Annotated in this window: 23 protein-coding genes; 19 read left to right on the top strand and 4 right to left on the bottom strand. The window is 69.2% G+C overall.

The features are described from left to right. Positions 1-16: 16 nt before the first annotated feature. From E0H75_RS14535 to E0H75_RS14510, 6 genes are read left to right on the top strand one after another with little or no spacing between them, the layout of a single operon-like run. Positions 17-1,231, top strand: coding sequence for a Wzz/FepE/Etk N-terminal domain-containing protein (locus tag E0H75_RS14535; protein WP_131514009.1), 1,215 nt, complete (start codon positions 17-19; stop codon positions 1,229-1,231). Then, positions 1,228-2,862 carry a YveK family protein gene (locus E0H75_RS14530; RefSeq protein ID WP_131514008.1) on the top strand — a complete coding sequence of 545 codons (1,635 nt, stop codon included), beginning with the start codon at positions 1,228-1,230 and terminating at the stop codon, positions 2,860-2,862. Before E0H75_RS14535 ends, E0H75_RS14530 begins: the two co-directional genes overlap by 4 nt. After that, positions 2,859-4,106 (top strand): O-antigen ligase domain-containing protein, encoded by a 1,248-nt coding sequence (locus tag E0H75_RS14525; RefSeq protein WP_131514007.1) that lies wholly within the window; start codon positions 2,859-2,861, stop codon positions 4,104-4,106. Before E0H75_RS14530 ends, E0H75_RS14525 begins: the two co-directional genes overlap by 4 nt. Beyond that, positions 4,103-5,305, top strand: a complete 1,203-nt coding sequence (locus E0H75_RS14520; RefSeq protein WP_131514006.1) for a glycosyltransferase — start codon at positions 4,103-4,105, stop codon at positions 5,303-5,305. The genes E0H75_RS14525 and E0H75_RS14520 overlap by 4 nt, the downstream gene beginning before the upstream one ends. A gap of 34 nt (positions 5,306-5,339) precedes the next feature. Beyond that, positions 5,340-6,953, top strand: a complete 1,614-nt coding sequence (locus E0H75_RS14515) for a right-handed parallel beta-helix repeat-containing protein (protein WP_131514005.1) — start codon at positions 5,340-5,342, stop codon at positions 6,951-6,953. 5 nt (positions 6,954-6,958) lie between these two features. Further along, complete coding sequence (locus E0H75_RS14510; protein WP_131350811.1) at positions 6,959-7,327, top strand: hypothetical protein; 369 nt, start codon at positions 6,959-6,961, stop codon at positions 7,325-7,327. Between the two features lie 41 nt (positions 7,328-7,368). Here the strand turns inward: E0H75_RS14510 and E0H75_RS14505 are convergent, their stop codons facing one another. From E0H75_RS14505 to E0H75_RS14490, 4 genes are all read right to left on the bottom strand, one after another. Continuing rightward, positions 7,369-7,971, bottom strand: a complete 603-nt coding sequence (locus tag E0H75_RS14505; protein WP_131350808.1) for an RNA polymerase sigma factor — start codon at positions 7,969-7,971, stop codon at positions 7,369-7,371. Positions 7,972-8,062: 91 nt separating this feature from the next. After that, a complete protein-coding gene (locus E0H75_RS14500; RefSeq protein ID WP_238163009.1) occupies positions 8,063-9,589 on the bottom strand; it encodes a sugar transferase in 1,527 nt (508 codons plus the stop codon). Between the two features lie 271 nt (positions 9,590-9,860). Next, a complete protein-coding gene (gene pspAA, locus E0H75_RS14495; protein WP_131350805.1) occupies positions 9,861-10,136 on the bottom strand; it encodes a PspA-associated protein PspAA in 276 nt (91 codons plus the stop codon). Then, a complete protein-coding gene (locus E0H75_RS14490; RefSeq protein WP_131514004.1) occupies positions 10,133-10,957 on the bottom strand; it encodes a PspA/IM30 family protein in 825 nt (274 codons plus the stop codon). The genes pspAA and E0H75_RS14490 overlap by 4 nt, the downstream gene beginning before the upstream one ends. Positions 10,958-11,122: 165 nt before the next feature. Here E0H75_RS14490 and E0H75_RS14485 point away from each other — a divergent pair, with 165 nt between their 5' ends. The 13 genes from E0H75_RS14485 (at position 11,123) to E0H75_RS14425 (ending at position 23,554) form a co-directional block, all read left to right on the top strand. After that, positions 11,123-11,710, top strand: coding sequence for a DUF3043 domain-containing protein (locus E0H75_RS14485; RefSeq protein ID WP_131514003.1), 588 nt, complete (start codon positions 11,123-11,125; stop codon positions 11,708-11,710). 24 nt (positions 11,711-11,734) lie between these two features. Continuing rightward, positions 11,735-12,748, top strand: coding sequence for an aldo/keto reductase family protein (locus tag E0H75_RS14480; RefSeq protein ID WP_131514002.1), 1,014 nt, complete (start codon positions 11,735-11,737; stop codon positions 12,746-12,748). Then, a complete protein-coding gene (locus E0H75_RS14475) occupies positions 12,745-12,954 on the top strand; it encodes a hypothetical protein (RefSeq protein WP_131514001.1) in 210 nt (69 codons plus the stop codon). The genes E0H75_RS14480 and E0H75_RS14475 overlap by 4 nt, the downstream gene beginning before the upstream one ends. 213 nt (positions 12,955-13,167) lie before the next feature. Next, positions 13,168-13,878 carry an SCO2322 family protein gene (locus E0H75_RS14470; protein ID WP_131514000.1) on the top strand — a complete coding sequence of 237 codons (711 nt, stop codon included), beginning with the start codon at positions 13,168-13,170 and terminating at the stop codon, positions 13,876-13,878. Next, entirely contained in the window at positions 13,878-14,966 is a 1,089-nt protein-coding gene (locus E0H75_RS14465; protein WP_131513999.1) for an energy-coupling factor transporter transmembrane component T, read from the top strand. The genes E0H75_RS14470 and E0H75_RS14465 overlap by 1 nt, the downstream gene beginning before the upstream one ends. After that, the gene (locus tag E0H75_RS14460; RefSeq protein WP_131513998.1) at positions 14,963-16,573 is read left to right on the top strand and encodes an ABC transporter ATP-binding protein; all 1,611 of its coding nucleotides are present in this window, start codon (positions 14,963-14,965) and stop codon (positions 16,571-16,573) included. The genes E0H75_RS14465 and E0H75_RS14460 overlap by 4 nt, the downstream gene beginning before the upstream one ends. Further along, on the top strand, positions 16,570-17,379 hold the full coding sequence (locus E0H75_RS14455) for an ECF transporter S component family protein (RefSeq protein WP_238163007.1): 810 nt from the start codon (positions 16,570-16,572) through the stop codon (positions 17,377-17,379). Before E0H75_RS14460 ends, E0H75_RS14455 begins: the two co-directional genes overlap by 4 nt. Further along, the gene (locus tag E0H75_RS14450) at positions 17,372-17,902 is read left to right on the top strand and encodes a bifunctional adenosylcobinamide kinase/adenosylcobinamide-phosphate guanylyltransferase (protein WP_131513997.1); all 531 of its coding nucleotides are present in this window, start codon (positions 17,372-17,374) and stop codon (positions 17,900-17,902) included. Before E0H75_RS14455 ends, E0H75_RS14450 begins: the two co-directional genes overlap by 8 nt. A 77-nt stretch (positions 17,903-17,979) precedes the next feature. Then, on the top strand, positions 17,980-18,756 hold the full coding sequence (locus tag E0H75_RS14445) for an adenosylcobinamide-GDP ribazoletransferase (protein ID WP_131514120.1): 777 nt from the start codon (positions 17,980-17,982) through the stop codon (positions 18,754-18,756). A 148-nt stretch (positions 18,757-18,904) separates the two neighbouring features. Continuing rightward, positions 18,905-20,092: an ROK family transcriptional regulator gene (locus E0H75_RS14440; protein WP_131513996.1), complete on the top strand. Its 1,188-nt coding sequence runs from the start codon at positions 18,905-18,907 to the stop codon at positions 20,090-20,092. 158 nt (positions 20,093-20,250) lie between these two features. Then, positions 20,251-21,330, top strand: coding sequence for a substrate-binding domain-containing protein (locus tag E0H75_RS14435; RefSeq protein ID WP_131513995.1), 1,080 nt, complete (start codon positions 20,251-20,253; stop codon positions 21,328-21,330). 110 nt (positions 21,331-21,440) lie between these two features. Next, on the top strand, positions 21,441-22,256 hold the full coding sequence (locus E0H75_RS14430; RefSeq protein WP_202872987.1) for an ATP-binding cassette domain-containing protein: 816 nt from the start codon (positions 21,441-21,443) through the stop codon (positions 22,254-22,256). After that, positions 22,253-23,554 (top strand): sugar ABC transporter permease, encoded by a 1,302-nt coding sequence (locus E0H75_RS14425; RefSeq protein WP_131513994.1) that lies wholly within the window; start codon positions 22,253-22,255, stop codon positions 23,552-23,554. Before E0H75_RS14430 ends, E0H75_RS14425 begins: the two co-directional genes overlap by 4 nt. The last annotated feature ends 31 nt before the right edge of the window (positions 23,555-23,585 follow it).

Below are 23,585 nucleotides of genomic sequence, written 5' to 3'. Positions count from 1 at the left end.
TCGACTGGAGGGGACTGTGAGCGCACAGCAGCTCGACGTCAAGAAGTCCTGGCGGGCCATTCGCAGGCACCGCCTGATCGTGGCCGGCGTGGCAGCGGTCGGCCTGCTCGGCGGCGTTGCCGCCGGGTTCTTGGTGCCGCCACTGCACACCGCCACTTCGCTCGTGGTGCTGCCACCACCACCGGCGGCCGATTCGGAGAAGGCGACCGGCACGCAGAGCATCGAGACGCAGGTGTTCATCGCCGAGAGCGAGCCGGTGCTGCGCAGCGCCGGCCAGAACCAGTCGCCGAAGCTGTCCAGCGAGGTGGTCAAGGGCCGCGTCACGGTCACCGCCGTCACCGACGACGTCATCCAGATCGACGCCAAGGGAACGACGGGCGGTCAGTCGATGCGACTGGCGAATGCTGTCGCCAAGGTCTACCTGGTCTACGTCTCCAGTGACCAGAACCTGCCTGGCGACCTGGGGAAGAAGACGGGGGCACGGGTGTTGGAGGAAGCGACCACCTCACGAGGTGGCAACATGGCAATTCATCTGGGCATTTTCGGCCTGCTCGGCGCACTGATCGGCGCCGTGGCCGGCTCGATCGGAGTACTGGCGAAGGTCCGCGGCGACCGGCGGCTGCGGCTGCGGGACGAGATCGCGGACGCGGTCGGCCTTCCGGTGCTGGCATCGGTGTCGTCGTACCACGCCAACGACGTGTCGGACTGGGCCTATCTGCTCGAGCACTACTCACCGACGGCCGTCGAGGCCTGGAGTCTGCGCAAGACGCTGCATCACCTCGGCCTGGACGTGAAGGGCGGCGGTCCGGTCTCGCTGACCGTCATCTCGTTCACTGGTGACGACAAGGCGTTGCCGCTCGGTCCGCAACTGGCGGCGCTAGCCACGTCGATCGGCATCACCACGTCGATCGTGGTCGACTCGCACCAGGAGCCGGAAGGCGCTACCGCGTTGAGCATCCACCTGGTCGTCGTCGACCGGGACGCGCCGCACCTGGTCGGCGCCGAGCACACCACCAACACGATCGTCGCCCTGTCGGCCGGCACCGTGACGGCCGAGGAACTGGCCCGGCTGGCGGTCGCGGCCGCGGCCGACGGCCGGAACATCGACGGCCTGGTCGTCACCGATCCCGACCCGACGGACCGCACCATCGGCCGCGTCTCGCAGTCGATGCGCCGGTCCAGCTCGCGGCTGCCCACCCTCCTCACCGGTACCGCGAGGAGGGGCAAATGAGTAACCAGCCGTACAACGAGCCCGTGGTGAGCCAGCCGGCCTGGACCGACGACGACGGCCTGTTCGCCGACGACGGACCGTCGACCGCGTACCCGCCGGACGCGCTGGTCACCTTTCGGTTTCTCCGCGACGCGGTCCGCCGGCACCTGCGGATCTGGCTGATCGTCGCGATCGTCGGACTGGCCGGTGGTCTGGCGTCGACCGTCGTAGTGCCGACCCCGAACGTGTCGTCGACCCGGCTGCTGCTCACCCATCGCGATGGTGAGGACCCGGCCAAGGCGATGGCCACGGACGTCAGCCTGGCGACCACGCACACGGTGGCGCAGCGGGTGATCGACCTGCTCAAGCTGCCCGAGACCCAGGACGACCTGCTCAAGGAGTACGCCGCGGGCGCCAAGACCGACCGCGTACTCGAGATCACCGCCTCGGCGAAGACTCCTGACCAGGCGACCAAGCTGGCGACCGTCGTCGCCCAGGTGTTCCTGATCTACCGCAAGGAGCAGATCGCGCTGCAGGACGCGCCACTGCGCCGCGACCTGACCGCGGCCCAGAGCGACCTGGCCGTGGCCGAGCAGGCGGTGCGCGCCGCCGGCGACGACCCGGACGAGCTGAAGCGCCCGACCAGCCCGGAAGCGATCCGGCTCGGTGCCGCCCGCGACCGCGCGCAGTACGTCGGGCAGCAACTGCTCGACCAGCAGGTCCAGGCGTCGCGCATGAACAGCAGCCGGATGCTGGACGCGGCCGCGCCGGTACCGGTCTCGGCCAAGCGGACGATCGCGATCAACGCGGCCACGGGGCTGCTGGCCGGACTGTTCATCGGTCTCGGCTTCGTCATCGTGCGTGCGCTGGTCTCGGACCGGCTCTGGAAGCGGCAGGACATCGCCCGGGCACTCGGTGCCCGGGTCCGGCTGAGCAGCGAGCGGCCGCGACGGTGGCGGCTCCTGCCCTTTCCGCGGTACCTGAGCGATTCGCAGCGACGGCAGCCGGAGGTCCGGCTGATGGTGCAACATCTCGACCAGCGCATCTTCTGGGGCGAGCGTCCAACACCGGCCACGGCGGTGGTCAGCGTCGACGACGTGAAGACCTGTGCCCTGGTGGTGGCGTCGCTGGCGGTCGCGCTGGCCGAGGAAGGCAAGCACGTGCTGGTGGCCGACCTCACCGAGACCGGCAGGCTCGCGGGCATGCTGGGCGTCAGGACTCCCGGCACGCACGAGTCACGCTTCAGCGAACCGGGCCGGCGCATCGACGTTCACCGCCCCGACCCGGACCGCGGACCTGCACAGGGCTGCTACCTGCACCTGAGCGACTCCAACCGGCCGTCGAGCTCCGGTGACATCGCCCTCGACTCGGCCTGGGAGGTCGCGGACCTCGTTCTCAGTCTGACCACCCTGACGCCGCAGATCGGCGCCGATCATCTGGGCACGTGGGCGTCGCACGCCGCCGTCGTGGTGACCGCGGGCGAGACGACCACCACCAAGATCCAGGCCACCGGCGAGATGCTGCGGCTGGCCGGACTCGAACTGGACACCGCTGTCGTCCTCCGTCCGGACCACACCGACGAGAGTGTCGGCGTTGCCGAAGCCGAGGCCGGTACGCCGAGGACGGTGGACATCGAGATGTTCGGCCGATGACGACGATCACCACCCGGTGGAGCACGCAACTGGCCACGCGGCTCGGCCACCGCCCGACCAGGCGGGTGGTCGCGCCCGAGGTCCGGCGGCGCCGGCGGGTCCAGCTCACCTGGGCACTGCTCGTGCTCAACGTGATGACGTTCTTCCCGGGCGCACCGCACCTGCTGCCGATCCCGGGATCCGTCGGCAAGCTGATCGCCCAGGGAGCCCTGGTCGGCGCACTGATGATGGCGCTGTCGGTCAACCGGCCGGTCCGGATCCGGCCGAGTGTGTTCATCTTCTTGTTGATGCTGCTGGCGGCGGAGGGCCTGCTGGCCAGCGTCCGGGCCGAGTTCCTGTTCGGTGCGTTGTTCCGCGCCAGCCGCCTGTTCACCTTCGCGATCGTGCTGTGGCTGCTGACACCGTGGTGGACCCGCCGGGACCTGCTGCTCGTCCGAACGCACCTCCTGGTCTTGTGGACGGTCCTCGGATCGGTCGTCATCGGGCTGCTCGTCGCGCCAGGCGTGGCGCTGACCGAGGACCGGCTCGGCGGCACCCTGTGGCCCATCCCGCCGACGCAGGTCGGGCACTACGCCGCAGTGGCGGCCGGCCTCACGATCGTGCTGTGGCTGTCCGGGCTGCTCCGGCGCGGAGTCGCGCTCACCAGCGTGCTGGTGGCTATTCCCGTGTTGCTGCTGACGCATACCCGGACCGCGTTGGTCGCGATGCTGGCCGGCGTACTGATTGCGGGCCTGAGCCTGTTCACCGCACGGTCGCGGGTGCGCAAGTCGTTCGCGATCGGCTTCGCCGTCTTCTCCGTCGGGGCCCTCACCCTCGGGTCGGTGGTGGCGACCTGGCTGGCGCGCGGGCAGGACGCCGAAGAGGTGACCGCGCTGACCGGCCGGAGGGCCGTCTGGGACTCGATCCTGGCCCAGCCGCGGTCGGCGTTCGAGACCCTGTTCGGCTTCGGCCTGTCCAACAAGTCCTTCAACGGTTTGCCGATCGACAGCAACTGGCTCGGCACGTACTACGACGTCGGGCTGGTCGGGGTCGCGATCACGATCATGCTCGTGCTGTTCGTCCTGACCGCCGCCTGGTTCCGTCCGCAGGGCCCGCATCGCGCGCTCGCGTTGTTCCTGGTCGCGTACTGCGTGGTCGCGTCGTTCACCGAGAGCGGCCTCAGCGAGGCGTCGCCGTACCTGCTCGAGCTGACGCTGGCGGCGTCGCTCGTGTACTCCACATCCACCCGTGAAGGAGTGCGATGAAGATCCTGCTGGTACACAACCGGTACCGGTCGACCGCGCCGAGCGGCGAGAACCGGGTGGTCGACCAGGAGAGCGAGGCGCTGACCGCCCTCGGCCACAAGGTCCGGCACTTCGAGCGGCACAGTGACGCGATCGAGGACTGGCCCGCCTGGCAGAAGGCGACGCTGCCCGCTCGCGTTGTCTGGAACCCGACGAGCAGGCGCGACCTTGCCGCTGCCCTGGCCGAGGACCGGCCTGATGTCGTTCACATTCACAACACGTTCCCGCTGCTGAGCCCATCGGTGCTGTACGCGTGCCGCAAGGCCGGTGTCCCGGTCGTGATCACCCTGCACAACTACAAGCTGCTCTGTGCCAGCGGCGACTTCTTCCGCAACGGCGAGGTCTGCCACGACTGCGCCGGTGGTAACCCGATGCCAGCTGTGGTCCACCGCTGCTACCGCGGCTCCGCGCTGGCGACCTCGACCACTGTGCTCAACGCCCGGAGCCACCGTCGCAGCTGGCGCCGCCTGGTGTCGGCGTACATCTTCATCTCCGAGTCCCAGCGCCGGTTGATGGCCGCGATGAACTTCGATCCGGACCGGACGTTCGTCAAGCACAACCTGGTCCCGTACGACGGCCCGGTCGGCGGACCGCGGCAGCGCCAGGTCACGTACGTCGGACGCCTGGACGCGGCCAAGGGCGCACCCCTGCTGATGAAGGGCTGGGACGCTTACCGGGCGATCGCGGGTGACGACGCGCTCCGGCTCGTGATCGCCGGCGGCGGCCCGATGCTGGACGAGGTGACCGCGTGGGCGGCGACCAGACCGTCGGTCGAACTGCGCGGGATGATGACCAAGCCAGAGGTGTTCGAGCTGATCCGCTCGTCCCGCGCGGTCGTCCTGCCGTCGGAGTGGGAGGAGACGTTCGGCCTGGTGGTGGTCGAGGCGATGGCTGTCGGCGTACCGCTGCTGGCATCCGCCCACGGGTCGTTCCCGGACCTGATCACCGACGGCGTCGACGGCGCACTGTTCGAGCCGGGTCGTCCGGACGCGCTCGCCAAACTGCTGCTCGACGTCGACACCTCCCCCGACCGCTACGACGATCTCGGCCGGCAGGCCCGGACGACGTACGAGAAGAAGCACCAGCCACACCAGAGCATCGATCAACTGCTCGACATCTACCGGTACGCGATCGAGCACCCGGTTACCGCCACTGCCTGAGTCCGAGGTCCTGATGCCCCCCGAAGGAAACGCCATGGAACAACGCGACCCGTCCACGGGACACGCGTGGTACCGCCGCCCGCCGTTCCTCATCGCCGCGACGTCGGTCGTGGTCGCCGCGCTCGTCGCGGTCGGGATCACCGTCCTCGACGGTGACGCGGGATCGAAGGCTCAGTCCAGCCCGTCCGCATCACCCGCGGCCACGGAAACCAACGTCACCGCACCGACAACGCCGCCGGCGCGGGTCTGCGGCAACGCCAAGGCCCTGGCCGGTCCGGCCAAAGCTCCGTCCGGCGCGGTCGTGGTCGGCACCGGCCAGAACCTCAACGACGTCACCAACGCGCATCCGGCCGGTACGACGTTCTGGCTGTCCCCGGGCACACACCGGGTCGGGACCGGGCCGTACGCCCAGGTCATCCCGAAGGAAGGCAACGTCTACATCGGCGCGCCCGGTGCGGTCCTCGACGGCGGGAAGAGGAACCGGTACGCCTTCACCGGGTACGCCGCCGGCGTCACGGTGAAGAACCTGACCATCCAGAACTTCGGCGCACCGCGGACCAACAACGACGAGGGTGTGGTCAACCACGACGCCGCCTCCCGCTGGACGGTCGAGGCCAACACGATCCGCCTGAACGCCGGCGCCGGACTGATGGTCGGCGACCACAACGTTGTCCGCGGCAACTGCCTGCAGGAGAACGGCCAGTACGGCTTCAACGCCTACAACCCGGGCAAGGTCAAGGGCATCACGATCGAGAAGAACGAGATCGCCGGCAACAACACCGACGACTGGGAGAAGCTCAAGAAGGGCTGCGGCTGCACCGGCGGCGGCAAGTTCTGGGAGGTCACCGGCGCGGTCGTGCGCGGCAACTGGGTGCACGACAACCTCAGCGCGGGACTGTGGGCGGACACCAACAACACCGGGTTCGTGATCGAGGGCAACTACATCTCCAGCAACCTGGCCGAGGGCATCGTCTACGAGACCAGCTACAACGCCGGGATCCGGGGCAACACCTTCGCCCGCAACGGTCTCGGCAAGGGCCCGCAGAACCAGGGCTTCCCGACCCCGGCGGTGTACATCTCCGAGTCCGGCAGCGACTCCCGGGTGACGGGTGTCTACAACAAGACCTTCGAGATCAGCGGGAACGTCTTCACCGACAACTGGGCCGGCGTACTGCTGTGGGAGAACGCCGACCGGTTCGCCGGGTCGCCGGCCAACACCAGCACCGGCTCGGGCACGCTGGTCAACCCGACGGTGGTCACCGCCAAGACCTGCAACTCGAGCACCATCCACAACCAGCCGTACATCGGCGACTGCCGATGGAAGACGCAGAACGTGCGCGTGCACGACAACGTCTTCAGCCTCGACCCGGACAAGATCGGGAAGACCTGTGCGTTCCGCAGCGGCTGTGGCTTCAACGGGCTGTTCTCCAACTGGGGTACGTTCCCGAACTGGTCGCCGTACCAGATGGCGACCGTGCAGGACGCGATCACGTACCACCAGGGCAACCGCTTCTTCAACAACACGTACGCCGGACCGTGGAACTTCGTCGTGCACGAGCAGGGCAGCCGGGTGAACTGGGCCTCCTGGCAGGGCGCGCCGTACGGCCAGGACCAGGACAGCGTGATCAAGGTGCAAGGGGAGCGCTGAGCACGGTGATCGGGCCTCCTGAGCGTGCCGCCGGCGAGCAGATCGCACTGCTCCGCTCGGTCGGGTACGCCGCATTCGGGCGGCACGAGCGGGACCTCGACGTTCTCGACGTGGTCTTCGACAGCCTCGTCGACGCCCCGGACAGCGGCGACGTACGGCGACTGCGGTTCGCCGGGTACGGCATCACCCTGGATGTCGACGTGCACGGACAGACCGACCTGACCGTCGAGCTGCGGGTCTCCCCGTCGGGACCGGTGATGGTCGAGTCCCGTGGCGCCGACGACGGACCGACCGCGGCCCGGCTGGTCAGCTTCCTGCTGCGGTGGCCGGGCAGCACACAACGGCCGGTCCGGACCGCCTGGATCATGCTCTGATCAGACGGATCCGGACCAGCCGCCGGATACAGGCTCCTGCTTCAGGAGGCAAGCAGCAGTCTGAGTTTCTCCAGGCACCGGCCGCGGATCGGGCCGATGCTGCCGATCGGGATTCCGATCGTCGCCGAGATCTCCGCGTACGGCGCGGGCGGGTCGGCCATCAGCATGCCGAGCAGCTGTTGCCACCGGTCCGGCAGGCTCTCCAGAGCCCGCCGTACGTCGACCGCCCGCTCGTCGGCGAGTAGATCCGCGTCCAGCTCCGGCAGGTCGCCGGGAACCCCCTCGAACGCGGCCGACTCGTAGGTGAGCAGGACCCGCTTGCGGAACGCCAGCACCCGCAGGCATTCCCGGCGGGTGGTAACGACAAGCCACGCGCCGACCCGTTCGGGGTCGACGCGGTGGATGTGCTCGAGCAACCGCAGCCAGACCATCTGGGACACGTCCGCCGCGTCGCTGTCGCTGAGCCGGAAGCTGCGGGTCACGGCCCAGACGAGCCGCGCATAGTGGTCGACCAACCGGCTCCAGGCGCCCTGGTCCCCGGACGCGGCCTGGATCACCAGGGTCGCGGCCTCGGACCGGACGACGGCAGCGTCGTCGGCCGTTTCCTGATCAGTACCGGGCTCGGCACTGAGTTGCTGCATCATGAATTCCCCCCTCGGGAATGCACCGCGTGTTCTGACGTCCCCCGACGTGGTGGTGCGTTGACTCGCCCGGCCGGCAGATGGCCGGGCGGGTTCAGTAGGCGCCGTCGCTTCCCAGGACGGCGCGGGCGGTCTTCCACAAGATCAGCAGGTCCAGCGCGATCGACCAGTTGTCGGCGTACCGCAGGTCGAGCCGCATGGACTCTTCCCAGGTCAGGTCGCTGCGACCGCTGACCTGCCAGAGGCCGGTCAGTCCGGGCTTCACGAGCATCCGCCGCGCATCGTCGATCTGGTACTTCGCGACCTCGGCCGGCAGCGGTGGCCGCGGGCCGACCAGTGACATGTCCCCCCGGAGCACGTTCACCAGTTGCGGAAGCTCGTCGATCGAGAACCGGCGCAGGTACTTGCCGACCCTGGTCACCCGGGGATCGTCGCGGAGCTTGAACAGCACCCCGTTGCCCTCGTTCAGCTTCTGCAGTTCGGCCTTGCGTTCCTCGGCGTCGGCCACCATCGTGCGGAACTTCAGCATCGAGAACTGCTCACCGCCGCGGCCGACCCTGGTCTGCCGGAACAGCACCGGCCCCCGGCTCGTCGCCTTCACCATGACCGCGGTCATGATCAGGATCGGCGAGACCGCCAGCAGCAGCAGACAGCCGAGCACCCGGTCGAAGATGGTCTTCAGCAGATGCGGACCGCCGCTGACCGACGGCCGCTCCAGGTGCAGCAGCGAGAGTCCGGCGACCGGGCGGATCGAGATCCGCGGGCCGGCCACCTCGACGATGCCCGGCGAGACGATCAGTTCGACACCGCGCTGCTCGAGCGCCCAGGACAGCTTCCGCAGGGTGTATCCGGCCAACTCGGGGTCGGCGGCGACTGCCACCACCTCGACGTCGAACTGGTCCACCGCGGCCAGGATGTCCATCTCGGTCCGGCCCAGCCGTTCGGGAGCCGGTTCCTCGAAGGCGTCACCCCGTGGCAGGCAGGTCGCGACCACGATGTAGCCGTCGGCCGGCCGCTCCTCCAGGTGCCGCCGCAGCGTGGTCACCTGGTCGTTGCGTCCGACAACGAGCACCCGGCGCATGCACCGCCCGGCGAACCGCCGCCAGGAGATGCTGCGGTGCAGCACCCAGCGGCCGAACATCGCCGCCAGGCAGGTCATCGGAACCGCCAGGATGACGAAACCACGAGCGACCTCGCTCTTGGTCGCGTACGACGTGATGGCGACCAGGGCGGTCAGTGCGACCGCGGCCCGGATGATCGAGCGGAACTCCTCCGGCCCGGTGCCGAAGTACCGGGTCTCATAGCCCCGCTGCAGTGCCACACAGGCCAGCCAGGCGATCGGCAGCAGCGCGCCCACCAGGATGTAGCCAAGGTTGATCTGGGCCCCGAACCGGGCCACCAGCGCGAGCGTGCCACCGGTCACGGCCGCGGCCAGGTCGGCCGCGAGCGCAGCTCGGCGGTACCTGCCCACCCAACGCGCCTCGGTGAACCGGGCCGACAGCGGCACGATCGCCGGAATCTCGTCCGGTACCACCCAGACCGGCCGACGACGCTCCCCCGACGGCGCCGGCCGTAGATCAGCCGAATCGGCCAACCCCTCGGACATGACGAATTCAGTCACGCACAGTCACCCCCCACAGGTGAAAAGCGACGCCCGCGACCAACCCACTCCCCGTCACGGACCTCGATGAAATGCCGCCCCACAACGGCATTGACCCAGAGAGTACTACGGGAACGCCTGCTCTGACAGTACCCGGGGCGAGTGTTTACCCGTGCGCAATCCAGCGCACAGACGAAGACCCCCGGAGCCTGTTTCCAGGATCAGGGGGTCTCGTATCAACTACAGCAAGTGATCGGCCGCCGGGTCGCGACGGCGATCGCCGGCAGGGTGTTCAGCCGGCGATCAGGCCGTCACCGCTGATCAGCTCGCGCATCTCGCCCAGCGTGCTGTCGCCCGGCGGCAGGATCGCGTCGGAGTCGTGCAGCTCGTCGTCCGGCAGCTTGTCGCCGGCCCGGACGAACTCCAGCAGCGCGGCGAAGGAGGTCTTGAAGCCCGCCTCGTCACCGGCGGAGACAGCCTTCTCCAGGTCGGTGTCAACCGCGTTCAGCTGGTCCAGCTTGTCGTCGGCCAGGCGCCACTGACCTTCGCCCATGATGCGAACGATCATCGAACGTCACCGTCCTGCGGCCGGGCGGGCTCGGCGGCCGGCTGCTGCGTCGGCTGCTGGGCAGGCGCCTGCGCCTGGGACGGACCTGGGGTGTCGCCGGACAGCTCCTTGGGCGCACTGCCGCCGGCCAGCTGGGCCTTCAGCGCGGCCAGCTCGCTCTCGACGTCGGAGCCGGACGACATCCGCTCCAGCTCCAGCGTGATGTTGTCCTTCGCCGTACCGCTGGCGTCGTCGAGCGCGCCGGAGGCGAGCAGCTCGTCGATCGCGCCGGCCCGGGCCTGCATCTGCTGGGTCTTGTCCTCGGCCCGCTGGACCGCCAGACCGACGTCGCTCATCTCCTCGGAGATGCCCGAGAACGCCTCGTTGATCCGGGTCTGCGCCTCGGCCGCGGTGTACGTGGCCTTGATGGTCTCCTTGCGGGTCCGGAACGACTCGACCTTGGCCTGCAGCCGCTGGGAGGCCAGCGTCAGCTTCTCCTCTTCACCCTGCAACTGGGCGTGCTGGGTCTGCAGATCGTCGATCTGGCCCTGCAGCCCGGACTTGCGGGTCAGGGCCTCCCGGGCCAAGTCCTCGCGGCCCATCGAGAGCGCCTTCTGCGCCTGGTCCTGGAGCTTGCTGGACTGGGACTGCAGCTGGGAGGCCTGCAGCTCCACCCGCTTGCGGCTGGTGGCCACGTCGGCCACACCACGCCGCACCTTCTGCAGCAGCTCCAGCTGCTTCTGATACGAGTAGTCAAGGGTTTCGCGAGGATCCTCGGCCTTGTCCAGGGCGGAATTCGCCTTGGCCTTGAAGATCGTCGACATCCGCCTGAAGATGCTCATCGATATCCGTACCCCTTCTGTGCCGGCGTGACGACCCGGCGTGCCTTGTCCACCCTATGTCCCCACGGGTCACCACACCATCAGGACCGGCCCCGATAAAGTGGGTGTCAGGTCCGGGGACCACCCCGAGTCGCGACCTGCCCTGCCGAATGAGGTTCAGACCCCGTGTTCCGTCGTACCAAGTCTGAGACAGATACCACCGTACCCGCCGAGCCCCAGGGCAAGCCGGGCGGGAAGGGACGCCCCACCCCGACCCGGAAGGAGGCGGAGGCGGCCCGCAAGGCCGCGCTGCGCAAGCCGCGCAACCGCAAGGAGGCGTCGGCGTACCGGCGGGAGAAGGTCCGGACCGAGCGGGCCAAGATGCAGGACGCGATGCGCACCGGCGACGACCGGTACCTGCCGGCCGCCGACAAGGGCCCGGTCCGGCGGTTCGCCCGGGACTACGTGGACGCCCGCTACTCGGTGATGGAGTTCGCGCTGCCGGTCCTCCTGGTGGTGTCCCTGGTCGGCGTGGTGTTCTCGGCGCAGTTCCCCTGGCTGGCCGGCATCGTCAACCTGCTCTTCCTGGTGATGATCGTGCTGATCGCACTGGACTGGTTCCTGCTCTCGGCCGGCCTGCGCAAGGCGGTCACGATGAAGTTCCCGAAGGAGTCGACCAAGGGCCTCGGGTTCTACGCGGTCCGGCGGACCATGCAGATGCGCCGCTGGCGGCTGCCCAAGCCGATGGTGAAGCGCGGCGAGAAGCCGAGCTGATCCGGGCCCAGTAGGGTCGGGGGTATGGACTTCCGCTATCTCGGCAACAGTGGTTTGAAGGTCAGCGAGATCTCGTACGGGAACTGGCTCACCCACGGCTCCCAGGTGGAGAACGAACAGGCCAGGGCGTGTGTGCAGGCGGCCCTCGAGGCCGGCATCACCACGTTCGACACGGCCGATGTGTACGCCAACACCAAGGCCGAGTCGGTGCTCGGCGAGGCGCTGGAGGGTCAGCGGCGAGAGTCGCTGGAGATCTTCACGAAGGTCTACTGGCCGACCGGCCCGGGTGGACCGAACGACACCGGCCTGTCCCGCAAGCACATCCACGAGTCGATCAACGGGTCGCTGAAGCGGCTCAAGACCGACTACGTCGACCTCTACCAGGCGCACCGGTACGACACCGAGACGCCGCTGGAGGAGACGATGGAGGCCTTCGCCGACGTCGTCCGCTCCGGCAAGGCGCTCTACATCGGTGTGTCCGAGTGGACCGCCGAGCAGCTGCAGGAGGGCCACCGGCTGGCCCGTGAGCTGCGCATCCCGTTCGTCTCGAACCAGCCGCAGTACAGCATGCTCTGGCGGGTGATCGAGGCCGAGGTGGTGCCGGCGTCGGAGGAGCTGGGCATCGGCCAGGTTGTGTTCTCCCCGATCGCGCAGGGTGTGCTGACCGGCAAATACGTCCCGGGCCAGCAGCCGCCGGAAGGCTCCCGGGCCACCGACGACAAGGGCGGCGCGAACATGATCCGGCGCTTCCTCAACGACGACGTGCTGACGCGGGTGCAGGAGCTCAAGCCGCTCGCCGACGAGGCCGGACTGTCACTGTCCCAGCTGGCCGTCGCGTGGGTGCTGCAGAACCCGAACGTCTCGTCGGCCATCGTCGGTGCCTCCCGGCCCGAGCAGGTGGTGGAGAACGTGAAGGCGTCGGGCGTGAAGCTCGAGGACGGGCTGCTCAAGCGCATCGACGAGGTCCTCGGCGGCATCGTCGAGCGTGACCCGGCCAAGACCGTGCAGAACGCGCCACAGACCCGGCCGGGCTCGTGAGCTGGAGCTGGCGGTTCGAGACCGCGAGCGGCGCCCTGGTCGACCCCGGTGAGGTCGGCGGGGCCGAGTTCTCCGCGCAGGGCGACGCGGAGAGCTGGCTGGGTGAGACCTGGCGGGACCTGTCCGAGCGTGGCGTGGGGCAGGTCTTCCTGCTGGAGGACGGCCGTGAGGTCTACGGCCCGATGAGTCTGGCCGCGCCAGAGTAGGCTTCGGTCCGAACCAAACGCCTGCGTCACAGGGAAGCCGGTCCAAGTCCGGCGCTGACCCGCAACCGTAGGCCACCTCAGGTGGCGAGCCGGAACACTGTGACGCAGGCAGACAGGCTCAACTACCCGCCGTGGTCCGCGGGTGGAGCCCCTACCCTGCCTGCGCAGGCGGGACCTCCTCCATCGGGCCGCGGCCCGACCGAGGACGATGAGATGACTGCACAACGGACGCTACGACTGGTCCTCAGCCTGCTGGCGGGTCTCCTGCTGGCGGGGACCGTCGCCACCAGCGCACAGGCCGAGGACGGCTACCGCTTCTGGGGCTACTACCAGTGGACCGCGGGCAAGTGGGCCTTCGCCCAGAAGGGCGCGGACGTCGTCGTACCGGCCGATGGAGCCGTGGAGGGCTGGCGGTTCGCCGTCGGCGGCGCGGCGCCCCGGATGCCGCGCGCGGCCGGTGACTTCGAGGCGATCTGCGGGAAGACCCCGGCCGAGACCGGGAAGAAGCGGGTGGCCCTGGTGGTCGACCCGGGTACGCCGGAGGACGCGCTCAGCGGTGAGACGCCGAAGCCCGCCACCGGCACCTGCGTGGTGACGGATCCGAAGGCGACCGGGGCGAAGGTCCTGGCCGCGGTCGGCCCGGTCCGGATCGAGAAGGGGCTGACCTGCGGGGTCGACGGGTACCCGGGCAAGGGCTGCGGCGACCAGGTGAAGAACATCAAGATCCCGGCCACGGATACGCCGGTGACACTGCAGATCGGTGCCGCGGTCGGCTCCACCGCTGCCCCCGCACCGACCACCTCGTCCTCGTCCTCGTCCGACGACGGTGCACCGTGGACCGGCATCATCATCGCCGCGGTGGTCGTCCTCGTACTGGCCGGAGGCGGTCTGGTGCTCAGCCGCCGGCGCTCCTCGAGTCAGTAGTGCGTACTGTCCACCACCTGACGCTCCCCCGGGCCCTGCACCCGGGGGCGTGGTGGCTGTGGTCTCTCGGGATGGCCGTGGCCGCCAGCAGGACGCGTAACCCGGTGCTGCTCCTGCTGATCCTCGCAGTGACTGGTTTCGTCGTGGCGGCCCGCCGGAGCGACGCTCCCTGGGCCCACAGCTACGGCGCGTTCCTCAAGCTCGGGCTCGTGGTCATCGGTCTCCGAGTAGTCCTGCAAGCGCTGCTGTCCACTCGCTCGCAGGGCAACACAGTGCTGTTCACGCTGCCCCAGATCCCCTTGCCCGATTGGGCCAGCGGGGTCAAGCTCGGCGGCGAGGTCACCGCCGAGGCCCTGATCACCGCTCTGTACGACGGCCTCCAGCTGGCGGTCATGCTGTGCTGCATTGGTGCCGCCAACGCACTGGCCAGCCCCCGCCGGCTGCTCAAGTCGTTGCCTGGAGCCCTCTACGAGATGGGCGTGGCCTGCGTGGTGGCGCTGACCTTCGCACCGCAACTGGTGACGGACTCCCGCCGGATCCGCGCCGCCCGCCGACTACGCGGCCGCACCCGGGGTTCCTTCCGTACGACGGCCATGCCGGTGCTGGAAGGTGCACTGGACAGGTCCGTGGAGCTCGCGGCGGCGATGGATTCCCGCGGCTACGGCCGTACGGCGCAGGTCCCTAAGCAGCAGCGCCGTCTGACCGGACTGTGCGTGCTGCTGGGCTTGCTGGGCATTCTGCTCGGCGTCTATGCGCTCCTGACCGACTCCATGGCGTTTCCTTTCGCTGCGTCCACTCTCGGCGTCGGACTGCTGCTGGCTGTCGGTGCGATGGCGGTCGGGCGGCAGCGCGTGACGCGAACGCGGTACCGGCCCGATCCGTGGGCTCTGCCCGAGTGGCTGGTCGTCGGCGCCGGTGCGATCGCCGCCGCGGCCATGGTGACCGCAGCGGCGCGTGGCGTGACCGGTCTGGTGTTGCCGGGGCCGATGGTGGTTCCACCGGCTCCGCTGCTGCCGATTCTCGGCATTCTGGTGGGGCTGGCGCCCGCGCTGGCCGCGCCGCCACTGGTGAGGCGGGCGGTCGCATGATCGAGTTCGACCGGGTCACGGTCACCTACGACGGCGCCGCCGAACCAGCCCTGCGGGATGTGAGCTTCACCGTGCCTGAGGGCGAACTGGCGCTCGTCATCGGCCGGACCGGCTCCGGCAAGTCAACGTTGCTGCGGGCAATCAACGGACTGGTGCCGCACTTCACCGGCGGGACGCTGTCCGGGCGGGTCCTGATCGACGGACGGGACACCCGCGAATTCCGGCCGCGTGACCTGGCCGATGTGGTCGGGATGGTCGGGCAGGACCCGATGGCCGGGTTCGTCACCGACACAGTGGAGGACGAACTCGCGTACAGCATGGAGTCACTCGGAGTCGCACCGGACGTCATGCGGCGCCGGGTCGAAGAGACACTCGATCTGCTGGGACTGGCCGACGTACGTGATCGTGCGCTGACGTCGCTGTCGGGCGGACAGCGACAGCGGACCGCCATCGGCGCGGCCCTCACCTCACACCCCGCTGTGCTCGTGCTGGATGAGCCAACGTCGGCCCTGGACCCTCAGGCCGCTGAAGAAGTGCTGGCTGCGCTGCAACGGCTCGTGCACGATCTGAGTGTCACTGTGGTGATGGCTGAGCACCGTCTCGAGCGCGTCATTCAGTACGCCGACCGGGTGATCGAAGTACCCGGTGGTTCTGCTGCGGTGTCGACCGGTCTGCCGGCCGATCAGATGGTGACCGCGCCGGTCGCACCGCCTGTGGTGGAGCTCGGACGCCTCGCTGGTTGGACTCCCCTACCTCTGTCTGTGCGGGACGCCAGGCGGGCCGCTGTCGCCTTGCGCAGCAGGCTGGACTCCGCTGCGCCGGTCCGACCCAACGCCTCTCTCGGCGCAGAGCTTGCGCGGTGCACCGACCTGGTTGCCGGCTACGGCAACGTCATGGCGCTGCGCGGAGTGTCACTGAGCATCAAGGCAGGCGAGGTCGTCGCTCTGATGGGCCGCAACGGCGCCGGTAAGTCAACGCTCCTGAACGCCCTGGTCGGCATCGTCCCGGCCCGATCCGGTACGGCGGTCGCCGGCGGTACGGACCCACGTCGTACCAGGCCTGAGAGGCTCGTGAAGGCGGTCGGACTGGTGCCGCAGGAGCCGGCGGACCTGCTGTACGCGGCCACCGTCGCGGACGAGTGTGCGAGCGCCGACTCCGACTTCAGAGTGCCGTCCGGTAGTTGCCGAGCGCTACTGACCAGGCTCGCCCCGGACATCGACGACCGGATGCATCCGCGGGATCTGTCCGAGGGACAGCGGCTCTGTCTGGCGTTGGCCGTCGTACTGTGTGGCGCTCCGCCGCTCCTGCTGCTGGACGAGCCGACGCGCGGGCTGGACTACGGTGCCAAGCGGCGGCTGGTGGAGATCCTGCGTGAGCTCGCTGCTGCTGGGCATGCGGTTTTGCTGTCGACGCATGACGTGGAGATGGTCGCGGAAGTCGCCAGCCGGGTTCTGGTGCTCGCTGAGGGCGAGTTGGTGAGTGACGGCGAGACCGCGACGGTGATCGCCGGGTCGCCGGCGTTCGCGCCGCAGGTGGCGAAGATCCTTGCCCCGCTGCCGTTCCTGACCGTCGGCGAGGTCGCCACCGCCTTGGACCGGGCGTCGTGAATCTCGTCCGGCTGAAGCCTCGCAGTACGGCGGCACTCATGGTCGCCTCGTTGGCCGGACTGCTGGCCTTCGGTTGGCCGTTGTTCTTGCACACCGACCAGGTGGGTGAGTCCGCGATCGGACACACCACCGACGCGCCGTGGCTCTTCGTGCTGCTGCTGCCGTTGCTGGTGGCCGTCGTACTAGCGGAATTGTCCGAGTCGGGGATCGACGCGAAGGTGATCTCATTACTCGGCATGCTGGCGGCTGTCGGCGCTGCGCTACGGGCGCTGGGTCCGGGTACGGCGGGGCTGGAGCCGGGGTTCTTCCTCCTGGTGCTGGCTGGGCGGGCGTTCGGGGCGGGGTTCGGGTTCGTGCTGGGGGCTGTGTCGCTGCTGGGTGGGGCGTTGATCAGTGGCGGGGTCGGGCCGTGGATGCCGTTTCAGATGTTCGCGTGTGCGTGGGTGGGGTGCCTGGCGGGGCTGCTGCCACGGGCGGGTGGGCGGTTGGAGTTGCTGCTGCTGGCGGCGTACTCACTTGTGTCTGGCGTGCTGTATGGCGTGGTGATGAATCTGTGGTTCTGGCCGTACGCGACGTTCGGGAGCGACTTCTCGTTCATCCCGGGCGACGCGCTGGGCGGGAACTTGCATCGGTACTTCCTGTTCGTGGTGGCGACGTCGTTGGGGTGGGACATTCCGCGCGGGATCCTCAGCGCGGTCCTGGTGCTGCTCGTCGGGCGGCCGGTGTTGAAGGCCTTCCGGCGTACGGCGCGGAAGGCGGCCTTCGACGTACCAGTGGTGTTCGATTCCGGGAGGGCCGATGGCTGAGCAGCGGACGTTGATCCTCGGTGGGGCGCGATCCGGCAAATCGATCGCCGCCGAACGTCGCTTGGCCGCGGAGCCGGAGGTGCTGTACGTCGCGACTGGTGGTGACGACTCGGGTAACGCGGAATGGGCGGAGCGAGTCGCCAAGCATCAGGCCCGACGCCCGGCCAGTTGGGGTTTGGCGGAGACGATCGATCTGGTCCCGCTGCTCGAGTCAGCCGGTCCGCCGATGCTGATCGACTGCCTGACGCTGTGGCTCTCTCGCACGATGGATTCGCTCGACGTCTGGTCGGATCTGAGTCGCTCGGACCTGGTCGACCAACGCATTGCCGAGCTCGCCGACGCCTGGTCCGGCACGTCCCGGGTCGTGGTTGCCGTCAGCAACGACATCGGCTCCGGTGTGGTCCCCGCCGACGCCGGCACCCGCCTCTTCCGCGACCTGATGGGCCGCCTGAACACCACCATCTCCCTAGCCTCCGACGAGGTCCTGTGGACCATCGCCGGTCGCACACTTCCGCTCACATGACAGGCAACGAGGGGCAGCCGGTCAACCCAAGCACCCCGCCTGGAGACGGCTCGGCCGGCCGGGGCGGCGGTGGGTGGATGGACGGGGCTTGGTTGAGTTTGGGGACGTTGTCGGTGTTGCCTGCCCGGGTGCCGTCGACGGTCGATCGTCTGGTTGGTGGGCGGGCTATGGTGCTCGCGCCTGCCGTGGGGTTGGTGATTGGTTCGGTTGCTGCTGGCGCGGTGGCCCTGGTTCAGGTGGTGCGGCCGGATGCGGATCTGCTCGCCGCGGTGGTTGCCGTGCTTGTGGTGGCGGGGTTGTCCGGTGCTTTGCATCTGGACGGCTTGGCGGACTTTACGGATGCGCTCGGCAGTCGGCGCGACCGCGAGACCATGCTCCGGATCATGAAGCAGAGCGACATCGGGCCATTCGGTGTCGTCAGCATCGTCGGCGTACTCCTGCTCGACGTCGCGGCGCTCACCACTTGCATCCAGGCCGGCTTCGGCTGGCAAGCAGCCCTGATCGCCACCACAGCCAGTCGCCTGACTCTCCCCTGGTCCTGCCGCATCACAATCCAGGCAGCCCGCCCGGACGGCCTAGGCACGGTCGTCGCCGCCACCGTACGCCCCCTCACGGCAGCCGCAGCCACGATCGTCGTACTGGCCGCCGCCCTCGCCCTCACCTGGCTCACCACATCGCCCGACCTTCTCCGACTGTGCGGCACAGCAGCCGCGGTCCTGCTGGCCGTGGCCACGGCGCTCGCTACAACCCGCCGCGCCCACACCGCCCTCGGCGGCACCACCGGCGACGTCCTCGGCACCGCCATCGAACTCGCCCTCCCCGTCGCCTTTCTGACCCTCGCCCTGAGCGCCTGAGCCCGCCTCCACCACCGCCGGGCCGGGGTGCATTACTGTCGCCGGTGAACGGCGAACGTGGGGTAGTGACGGCGAGGACAGATGTGATGTTGGCGGTTTACGGCCGGTACAGGGCCGGGTACACCTCGCGATCCGTTATGTTTATGTAATGAACGCAACCCGCCCCGCACCTGGGTCGCAGGCTTCGCTGCGCGAAGCCAACCGCGAACGCGTTCTGGGAGTCGTCCGGCAACACGGCCCCCTGACCCAGGTCGAGATCGCCACCGCCTCCGGGCTGTCGGCCGCCACCGTGTCGAACATGGTCCGCGAGCTGGACCAGGCCGGCATGGTCGGCCTGTCCCGCAGCATCCGCAACGGCCGCCGCGCGGTCCTGGTCTCACTCGCGTCCGGCGGCGGCCTGCTCGCCGGAGTCGCCTTCGGTGAGCGCGACGTCAGGGTCGCGATCGCGAACGAGTCCCGTGAGGTACTCGCCCAGCAACTGATGCCCCTGCAGGCCGACCACGTCGCCGACGACGGCATGGAGCGCGCCGCCAGGCTGCTCGCCGACCTCGCCGAGACGGTCAGCTCCGGCGTCGAGGACATCAGCGCGATCGGTTTCGGCCTGCCCGCGCCGGTCGACTCGGTCAGCGGCGAGGCAGGCTCCGACGCGGTCCTGCCCGGCTGGCGCGGCGTGAACGTCGCCGAGGCCATGGCCGGCCACCTCCGCGCCCCGGTCGCGCTCGACAACACCGCCAACCTGGCCGCCCTCGGCGAGCTGCGCAACGGCGCCCTCCGCGGCGTCCGGCACGGCTGTTACCTCAAGTTTTCCTACGGTGTCGGCGCCGGCATCGTGCTGGGCGGCGAGGTGTTCCGCGGCTCAGCCGGTACGGCGGGCGAGATCGGCCACGTCACCATCGACGAGAACGGGCCGATCTGCCGCTGCGGCAACCGGGGCTGCCTCGACACGTTCGTCGGATCCCGCGCGTTGATCAGCAGCCTGGCCGCGTCGCACGGCCCGCTCCGGCTGAAGGACATCATCAGCCGGGCCCTGCAGGACGACCTCGGCTGCCGCCGGGTGATCGAGGATGCGGGCCGCCGGGTCGGTGTCGCGGTGGCCGGACTGGTGAACCTGTTCAACCCCGAGGTGATCGTGGTCGGCGGCCTGATGGCGGAGGCGGGAGATCTGATCCTGCACCCGCTCCGCGAAGCTCTCGACCGCTGCGCGATCCCCAGCGCCGCGGCGACCGTCGATCTACGCCGCGCCGAACTCGGTGACGAGGCCGACATCATCGGCGCCATCCACCTCGCCTCGGTGCTCAGCCACGCTCACGCCACCAAGTCGCTCAGCATCTCCTGACACCACCTCGGCGTACGACGAGGGGCGTCGCCCTGCCCTGCGAACGATCACGTGACACGAATATGTCTATTTCTTGAATTCAAGTCTTGACGTCAAGGCTACCCGGGGGTTTGACTTCCGTCAGGCCTACCCGGGTCTTCACGTCAAGGAGCCGCCATATGTCCGTGTCAGCATCCCGTCTCGTCGGCCTCGGCCTCGCCGTCTCGGCCCTCGCCGTCTCCCTGGTCGCCTGCGGCTCCGACGACGACTCGGGCTCGGGCAGCGGCGGCGGCGCCAAGAAGATCGCCCTGCTGCTGCCGGAGTCGAAGACGACCCGCTACGAGGCGCTCGACCGGCCGCTGTTCACCGAGGCGCTGAAGGCCGCCTGCGCCGACTGCGAGCTGATCTACAGCAACGCCGACCAGGACGCGGCCAAGCAGCAACAGCAGGCCGAGGCGGCGCTGACCCAGGGTGCGAACGTGCTCGTGCTCGACCCGGTCGACGGCAAGGCCGCCGCCGCGGTCGTCGCCTCCGCGAAGAGCCAGAGCGTCCCCGTGGTCGCGTACGACCGATTCATCGAGAACGCCGACTACTACGTGTCGTTCGAGAACGAGGCGGTCGGCAAGCTGCAGGCACAGACCCTGGTCGACACGCTCAAGGCGGCCGGCAAGACCTCCGGCAACCTGGCCATGATCAACGGCGCGCCGACCGACCCGAACGCGGCCGACTTCAAGAAGGGCGCGCACAGCGTGCTGGACAGCAGCGGCTTCAAGGTCGCCGCCGAGTTCGACACCCCGGACTGGAGCCCGGACAAGGCGCAGGCCTGGATGGAAGGCCAGCTGAGCGCGATCAAGAACGGCCTGGTCGGTGTGTACGCCGCCAACGACGGTACGGCGGGTGGCGCGATCGCAGCGCTCAAGGGTGGCGGCGTCACCCCGCTGCCGCCGGTCACCGGGCAGGACTCCGAACTGGCCGCCATCCAGCGGATCGTCGCCGGGGACCAGGCGATGACGATCTACAAGGCGGTCAAGCCGCAGGCCGAGGCCGCCGCCAAGGGCGCGCTGGCGCTGGCGAACGGCAGCAAGCCCGAGTCGACCACCGAGAAGAGCGGCATCCCGTCGACGATTCTCGACCCGGTCGCGGTGACCAAGGCCAACATCAAGGACACCGTGGTCAAGGACAACATCTACAAGGTCACCGACATCTGCACCGCGTCGTTCGCCGCCGCCTGCACCGCGGCCGGCCTGACCAGCAACTGACCCGCCCTTCGGCGTTGCCCCGCAGTGAGGTGCGGGGCAACGCCGGGTCTGTCCCGGCGGACGGATCGCCGCGATCATGGCCTGAACGCAAAGCCCAGGAGGCTGATCGAGTGACTGTCACCCCCACCCCCGTCCCCGTCGGCACCGGTACGGTGCTGACGCTGCGGGGCGTCTCCAAACGCTTCGGCGCGGTCCAGGCCCTGAAGAACATCGAGCTGGACGTCCGGACCGGTGAGGTGCTGGCCCTGGTCGGCGACAACGGCGCCGGCAAGTCGACGCTGGTGAAGACGATCGCCGGCGTCTACACCGCCGACGACGGCACGATGGTGTTCGACGGGCAGCAGGTGCGGGTCAGCAGCCCGGCCGAGGCGCAGCAGCTCGGCATCGCCACGGTGTTCCAGGACCTGGCCCTGTGCGACAACCTCGACGTGGTCGCGAACCTGTACCTCGGCCGCGAACTGCGCCGGGGCCGGGTGCTCGACGAGGTCGAGATGGAGCGGTCGTCGTGGGAGCTGCTCCGGCAGCTGTCCGCGAAGATCCCGTCGGTCCGGATCCCGGTCGCGAGTCTGTCCGGTGGGCAGCGGCAGACCGTCGCGATCGCCCGCAGCCTGCTCGGCCAGCCGAAGGTCGTGATGCTGGACGAACCCACCGCGGCTCTCGGCGTGGCCCAGACGGCCGAGGTGCTCAACCTGGTCGAACGGCTGCGTGAACGCGGCCTGGCCGTGATCCTGATCAGCCACAACATGGCCGACGTGATGGCGGTCGCGGACCGGGTCGCCGTACTGCGGCTCGGCCGGAACAACGGCGTCTTCGTGGTCAGCGAGACCAGGACGCAGGACATCATCGCCGCCATCACTGGCGCGACGGACAACGCCGTCTCCGAGCGCGCCGCGCGCCGGACACAGCAGGAGGGCTCGGCATCATGACGTTGCACGGATCAGAGATCCGGCCGCAGGACACGCCGCGCCCCGGCACCTCGTCCACGAACGGCACCGACCAACTGCCCGCCGACCTGCAGGACGAGCGCCTGATCGCCAGCCACGGCGTCAGCGGCGCCGTCTCGGCGTTCACCGCCCGGCTCCGCTCGGGTGACCTCGGTTCGGTCCCGGTGGTGGTCGGCCTGATCATCATCTGGGCGGTCTTCCAGATCGCGAACAGCTCGTTCCTGTCCAGCCGCAACCTGGTGAACCTCACCCTGCAGACCACCTCGGTCGGCGTGATCGCGCTGGGCATCGTGCTGGTGCTGCTGCTCGGCGAGATCGACCTGTCCGTCGGCTCGGTCAGCGGCCTGGCCGCCGCCGTCCTCGGCGTCACGTTCGTCAACCTGGACTGGCCCTGGGTGCTTTCGCTCTTGGTCAGCGTCGCGCTGGGGCTCGCGATCGGGTTGTTCTACGGCGCTCTCTATACCCGGTTCGGCGTACCGAGCTTCGTGATCACCCTGGCCGGTCTGCTCGGTTTCCTCGGTCTCCAGTTGCTTGTGCTCGGCAAGGAAGGCACCCTCAACCTGCCGTACGACTCCGCGCTGGTCGGGTTCGCCGCGCGCAGCTTCCTCTCCCCCGCTGTCGCCTACGGACTGATCGTGGTGGTCGTCGCGCTCTACGTGCTGACCCGGCTGCGCGGCCGAGGCGCCCGGGCGGCCGCCGGACTGTCGGCTGCACCCACCTCGATCATCGCCATCAAGGCCGCCGCGCTGACCGTGGCGCTGGTCGTCCCGGTCGTCGTCCTGAACGGCGATCGCGGTGTCTCGTCGATGTTCCTGTTCTTCCTGGCGCTGGTGGTCGGCACCGACCTCGTCGTACGGCGGACTCGTTGGGGCCGCTCGGTGTTCGCGGTCGGCGGCAACGTCGAAGCCGCCCGGCGCGCGGGTATCAACGTCCGGATGATCTACCTGTCCGTCTTCGCGGCATGCTCGACCTTCGCCGCGGTCGGCGGCATCCTGGCGGCGGCGCGGCTGGTCGCGGTCGGCCAGAGCAGCGGCGGCACCGACACCAACCTGAACGCGATCGCCGCTGCTGTCATCGGCGGCACGAGCCTCTTCGGTGGCCGGGGATCGGCGTACTCCGCTTTGCTCGGGGCACTGGTGATCATGTCGATCTCGAACGGTCTGGCCCTGCTCAGCCTCGACTCCAGCGTCCGCTACATCGTGACTGCCGCAGTGCTTCTGATCGCTGTCACGATCGACTCGCTCAGCCGTCGCAGCCGGCAGGCACACGGCCGCGCCTAGAGACCCGGTGGGCTCCCTCCTGACCCTGACC

Origin of the sequence: Kribbella capetownensis (genome assembly GCF_004331485.1) — a bacterium.
GTDB lineage: Bacteria > Actinomycetota > Actinomycetes > Propionibacteriales > Kribbellaceae > Kribbella > Kribbella capetownensis.
The sequence above is the reverse complement of the archived record's forward strand: the minus strand, read 5'-3'. Positions and strand labels throughout refer to the sequence as shown.

Excerpts from the sequence above, each read along its gene's own strand:
- E0H75_RS14490 (WP_131514004.1), bottom strand. The coding sequence starts at position 10,957 with ATGAGCATCTTCAGGCGGATGTCGACGATCTTCAAGGCCAAGGCGAAT.
- pspAA (WP_131350805.1), bottom strand. The coding sequence starts at position 10,136 with ATGATCGTTCGCATCATGGGCGAAGGTCAGTGGCGCCTGGCCGACGAC.
- E0H75_RS14525 (WP_131514007.1), top strand. The coding sequence starts at position 2,859 with ATGACGACGATCACCACCCGGTGGAGCACGCAACTGGCCACGCGGCTC.
- E0H75_RS14425 (WP_131513994.1), top strand. The coding sequence starts at position 22,253 with ATGACGTTGCACGGATCAGAGATCCGGCCGCAGGACACGCCGCGCCCC.
- E0H75_RS14520 (WP_131514006.1), top strand. The coding sequence starts at position 4,103 with ATGAAGATCCTGCTGGTACACAACCGGTACCGGTCGACCGCGCCGAGC.
- E0H75_RS14440 (WP_131513996.1), top strand. The coding sequence starts at position 18,905 with ATGAACGCAACCCGCCCCGCACCTGGGTCGCAGGCTTCGCTGCGCGAA.
- E0H75_RS14450 (WP_131513997.1), top strand. The coding sequence starts at position 17,372 with ATGGCTGAGCAGCGGACGTTGATCCTCGGTGGGGCGCGATCCGGCAAA.
- E0H75_RS14470 (WP_131514000.1), top strand. The coding sequence starts at position 13,168 with ATGACTGCACAACGGACGCTACGACTGGTCCTCAGCCTGCTGGCGGGT.
- E0H75_RS14530 (WP_131514008.1), top strand. The coding sequence starts at position 1,228 with ATGAGTAACCAGCCGTACAACGAGCCCGTGGTGAGCCAGCCGGCCTGG.
- E0H75_RS14515 (WP_131514005.1), top strand. The coding sequence starts at position 5,340 with ATGGAACAACGCGACCCGTCCACGGGACACGCGTGGTACCGCCGCCCG.
- E0H75_RS14445 (WP_131514120.1), top strand. The coding sequence starts at position 17,980 with ATGGACGGGGCTTGGTTGAGTTTGGGGACGTTGTCGGTGTTGCCTGCC.
- E0H75_RS14435 (WP_131513995.1), top strand. The coding sequence starts at position 20,251 with ATGTCCGTGTCAGCATCCCGTCTCGTCGGCCTCGGCCTCGCCGTCTCG.
- E0H75_RS14505 (WP_131350808.1), bottom strand. The coding sequence starts at position 7,971 with ATGATGCAGCAACTCAGTGCCGAGCCCGGTACTGATCAGGAAACGGCC.
- E0H75_RS14460 (WP_131513998.1), top strand. The coding sequence starts at position 14,963 with ATGATCGAGTTCGACCGGGTCACGGTCACCTACGACGGCGCCGCCGAA.
- E0H75_RS14480 (WP_131514002.1), top strand. The coding sequence starts at position 11,735 with ATGGACTTCCGCTATCTCGGCAACAGTGGTTTGAAGGTCAGCGAGATC.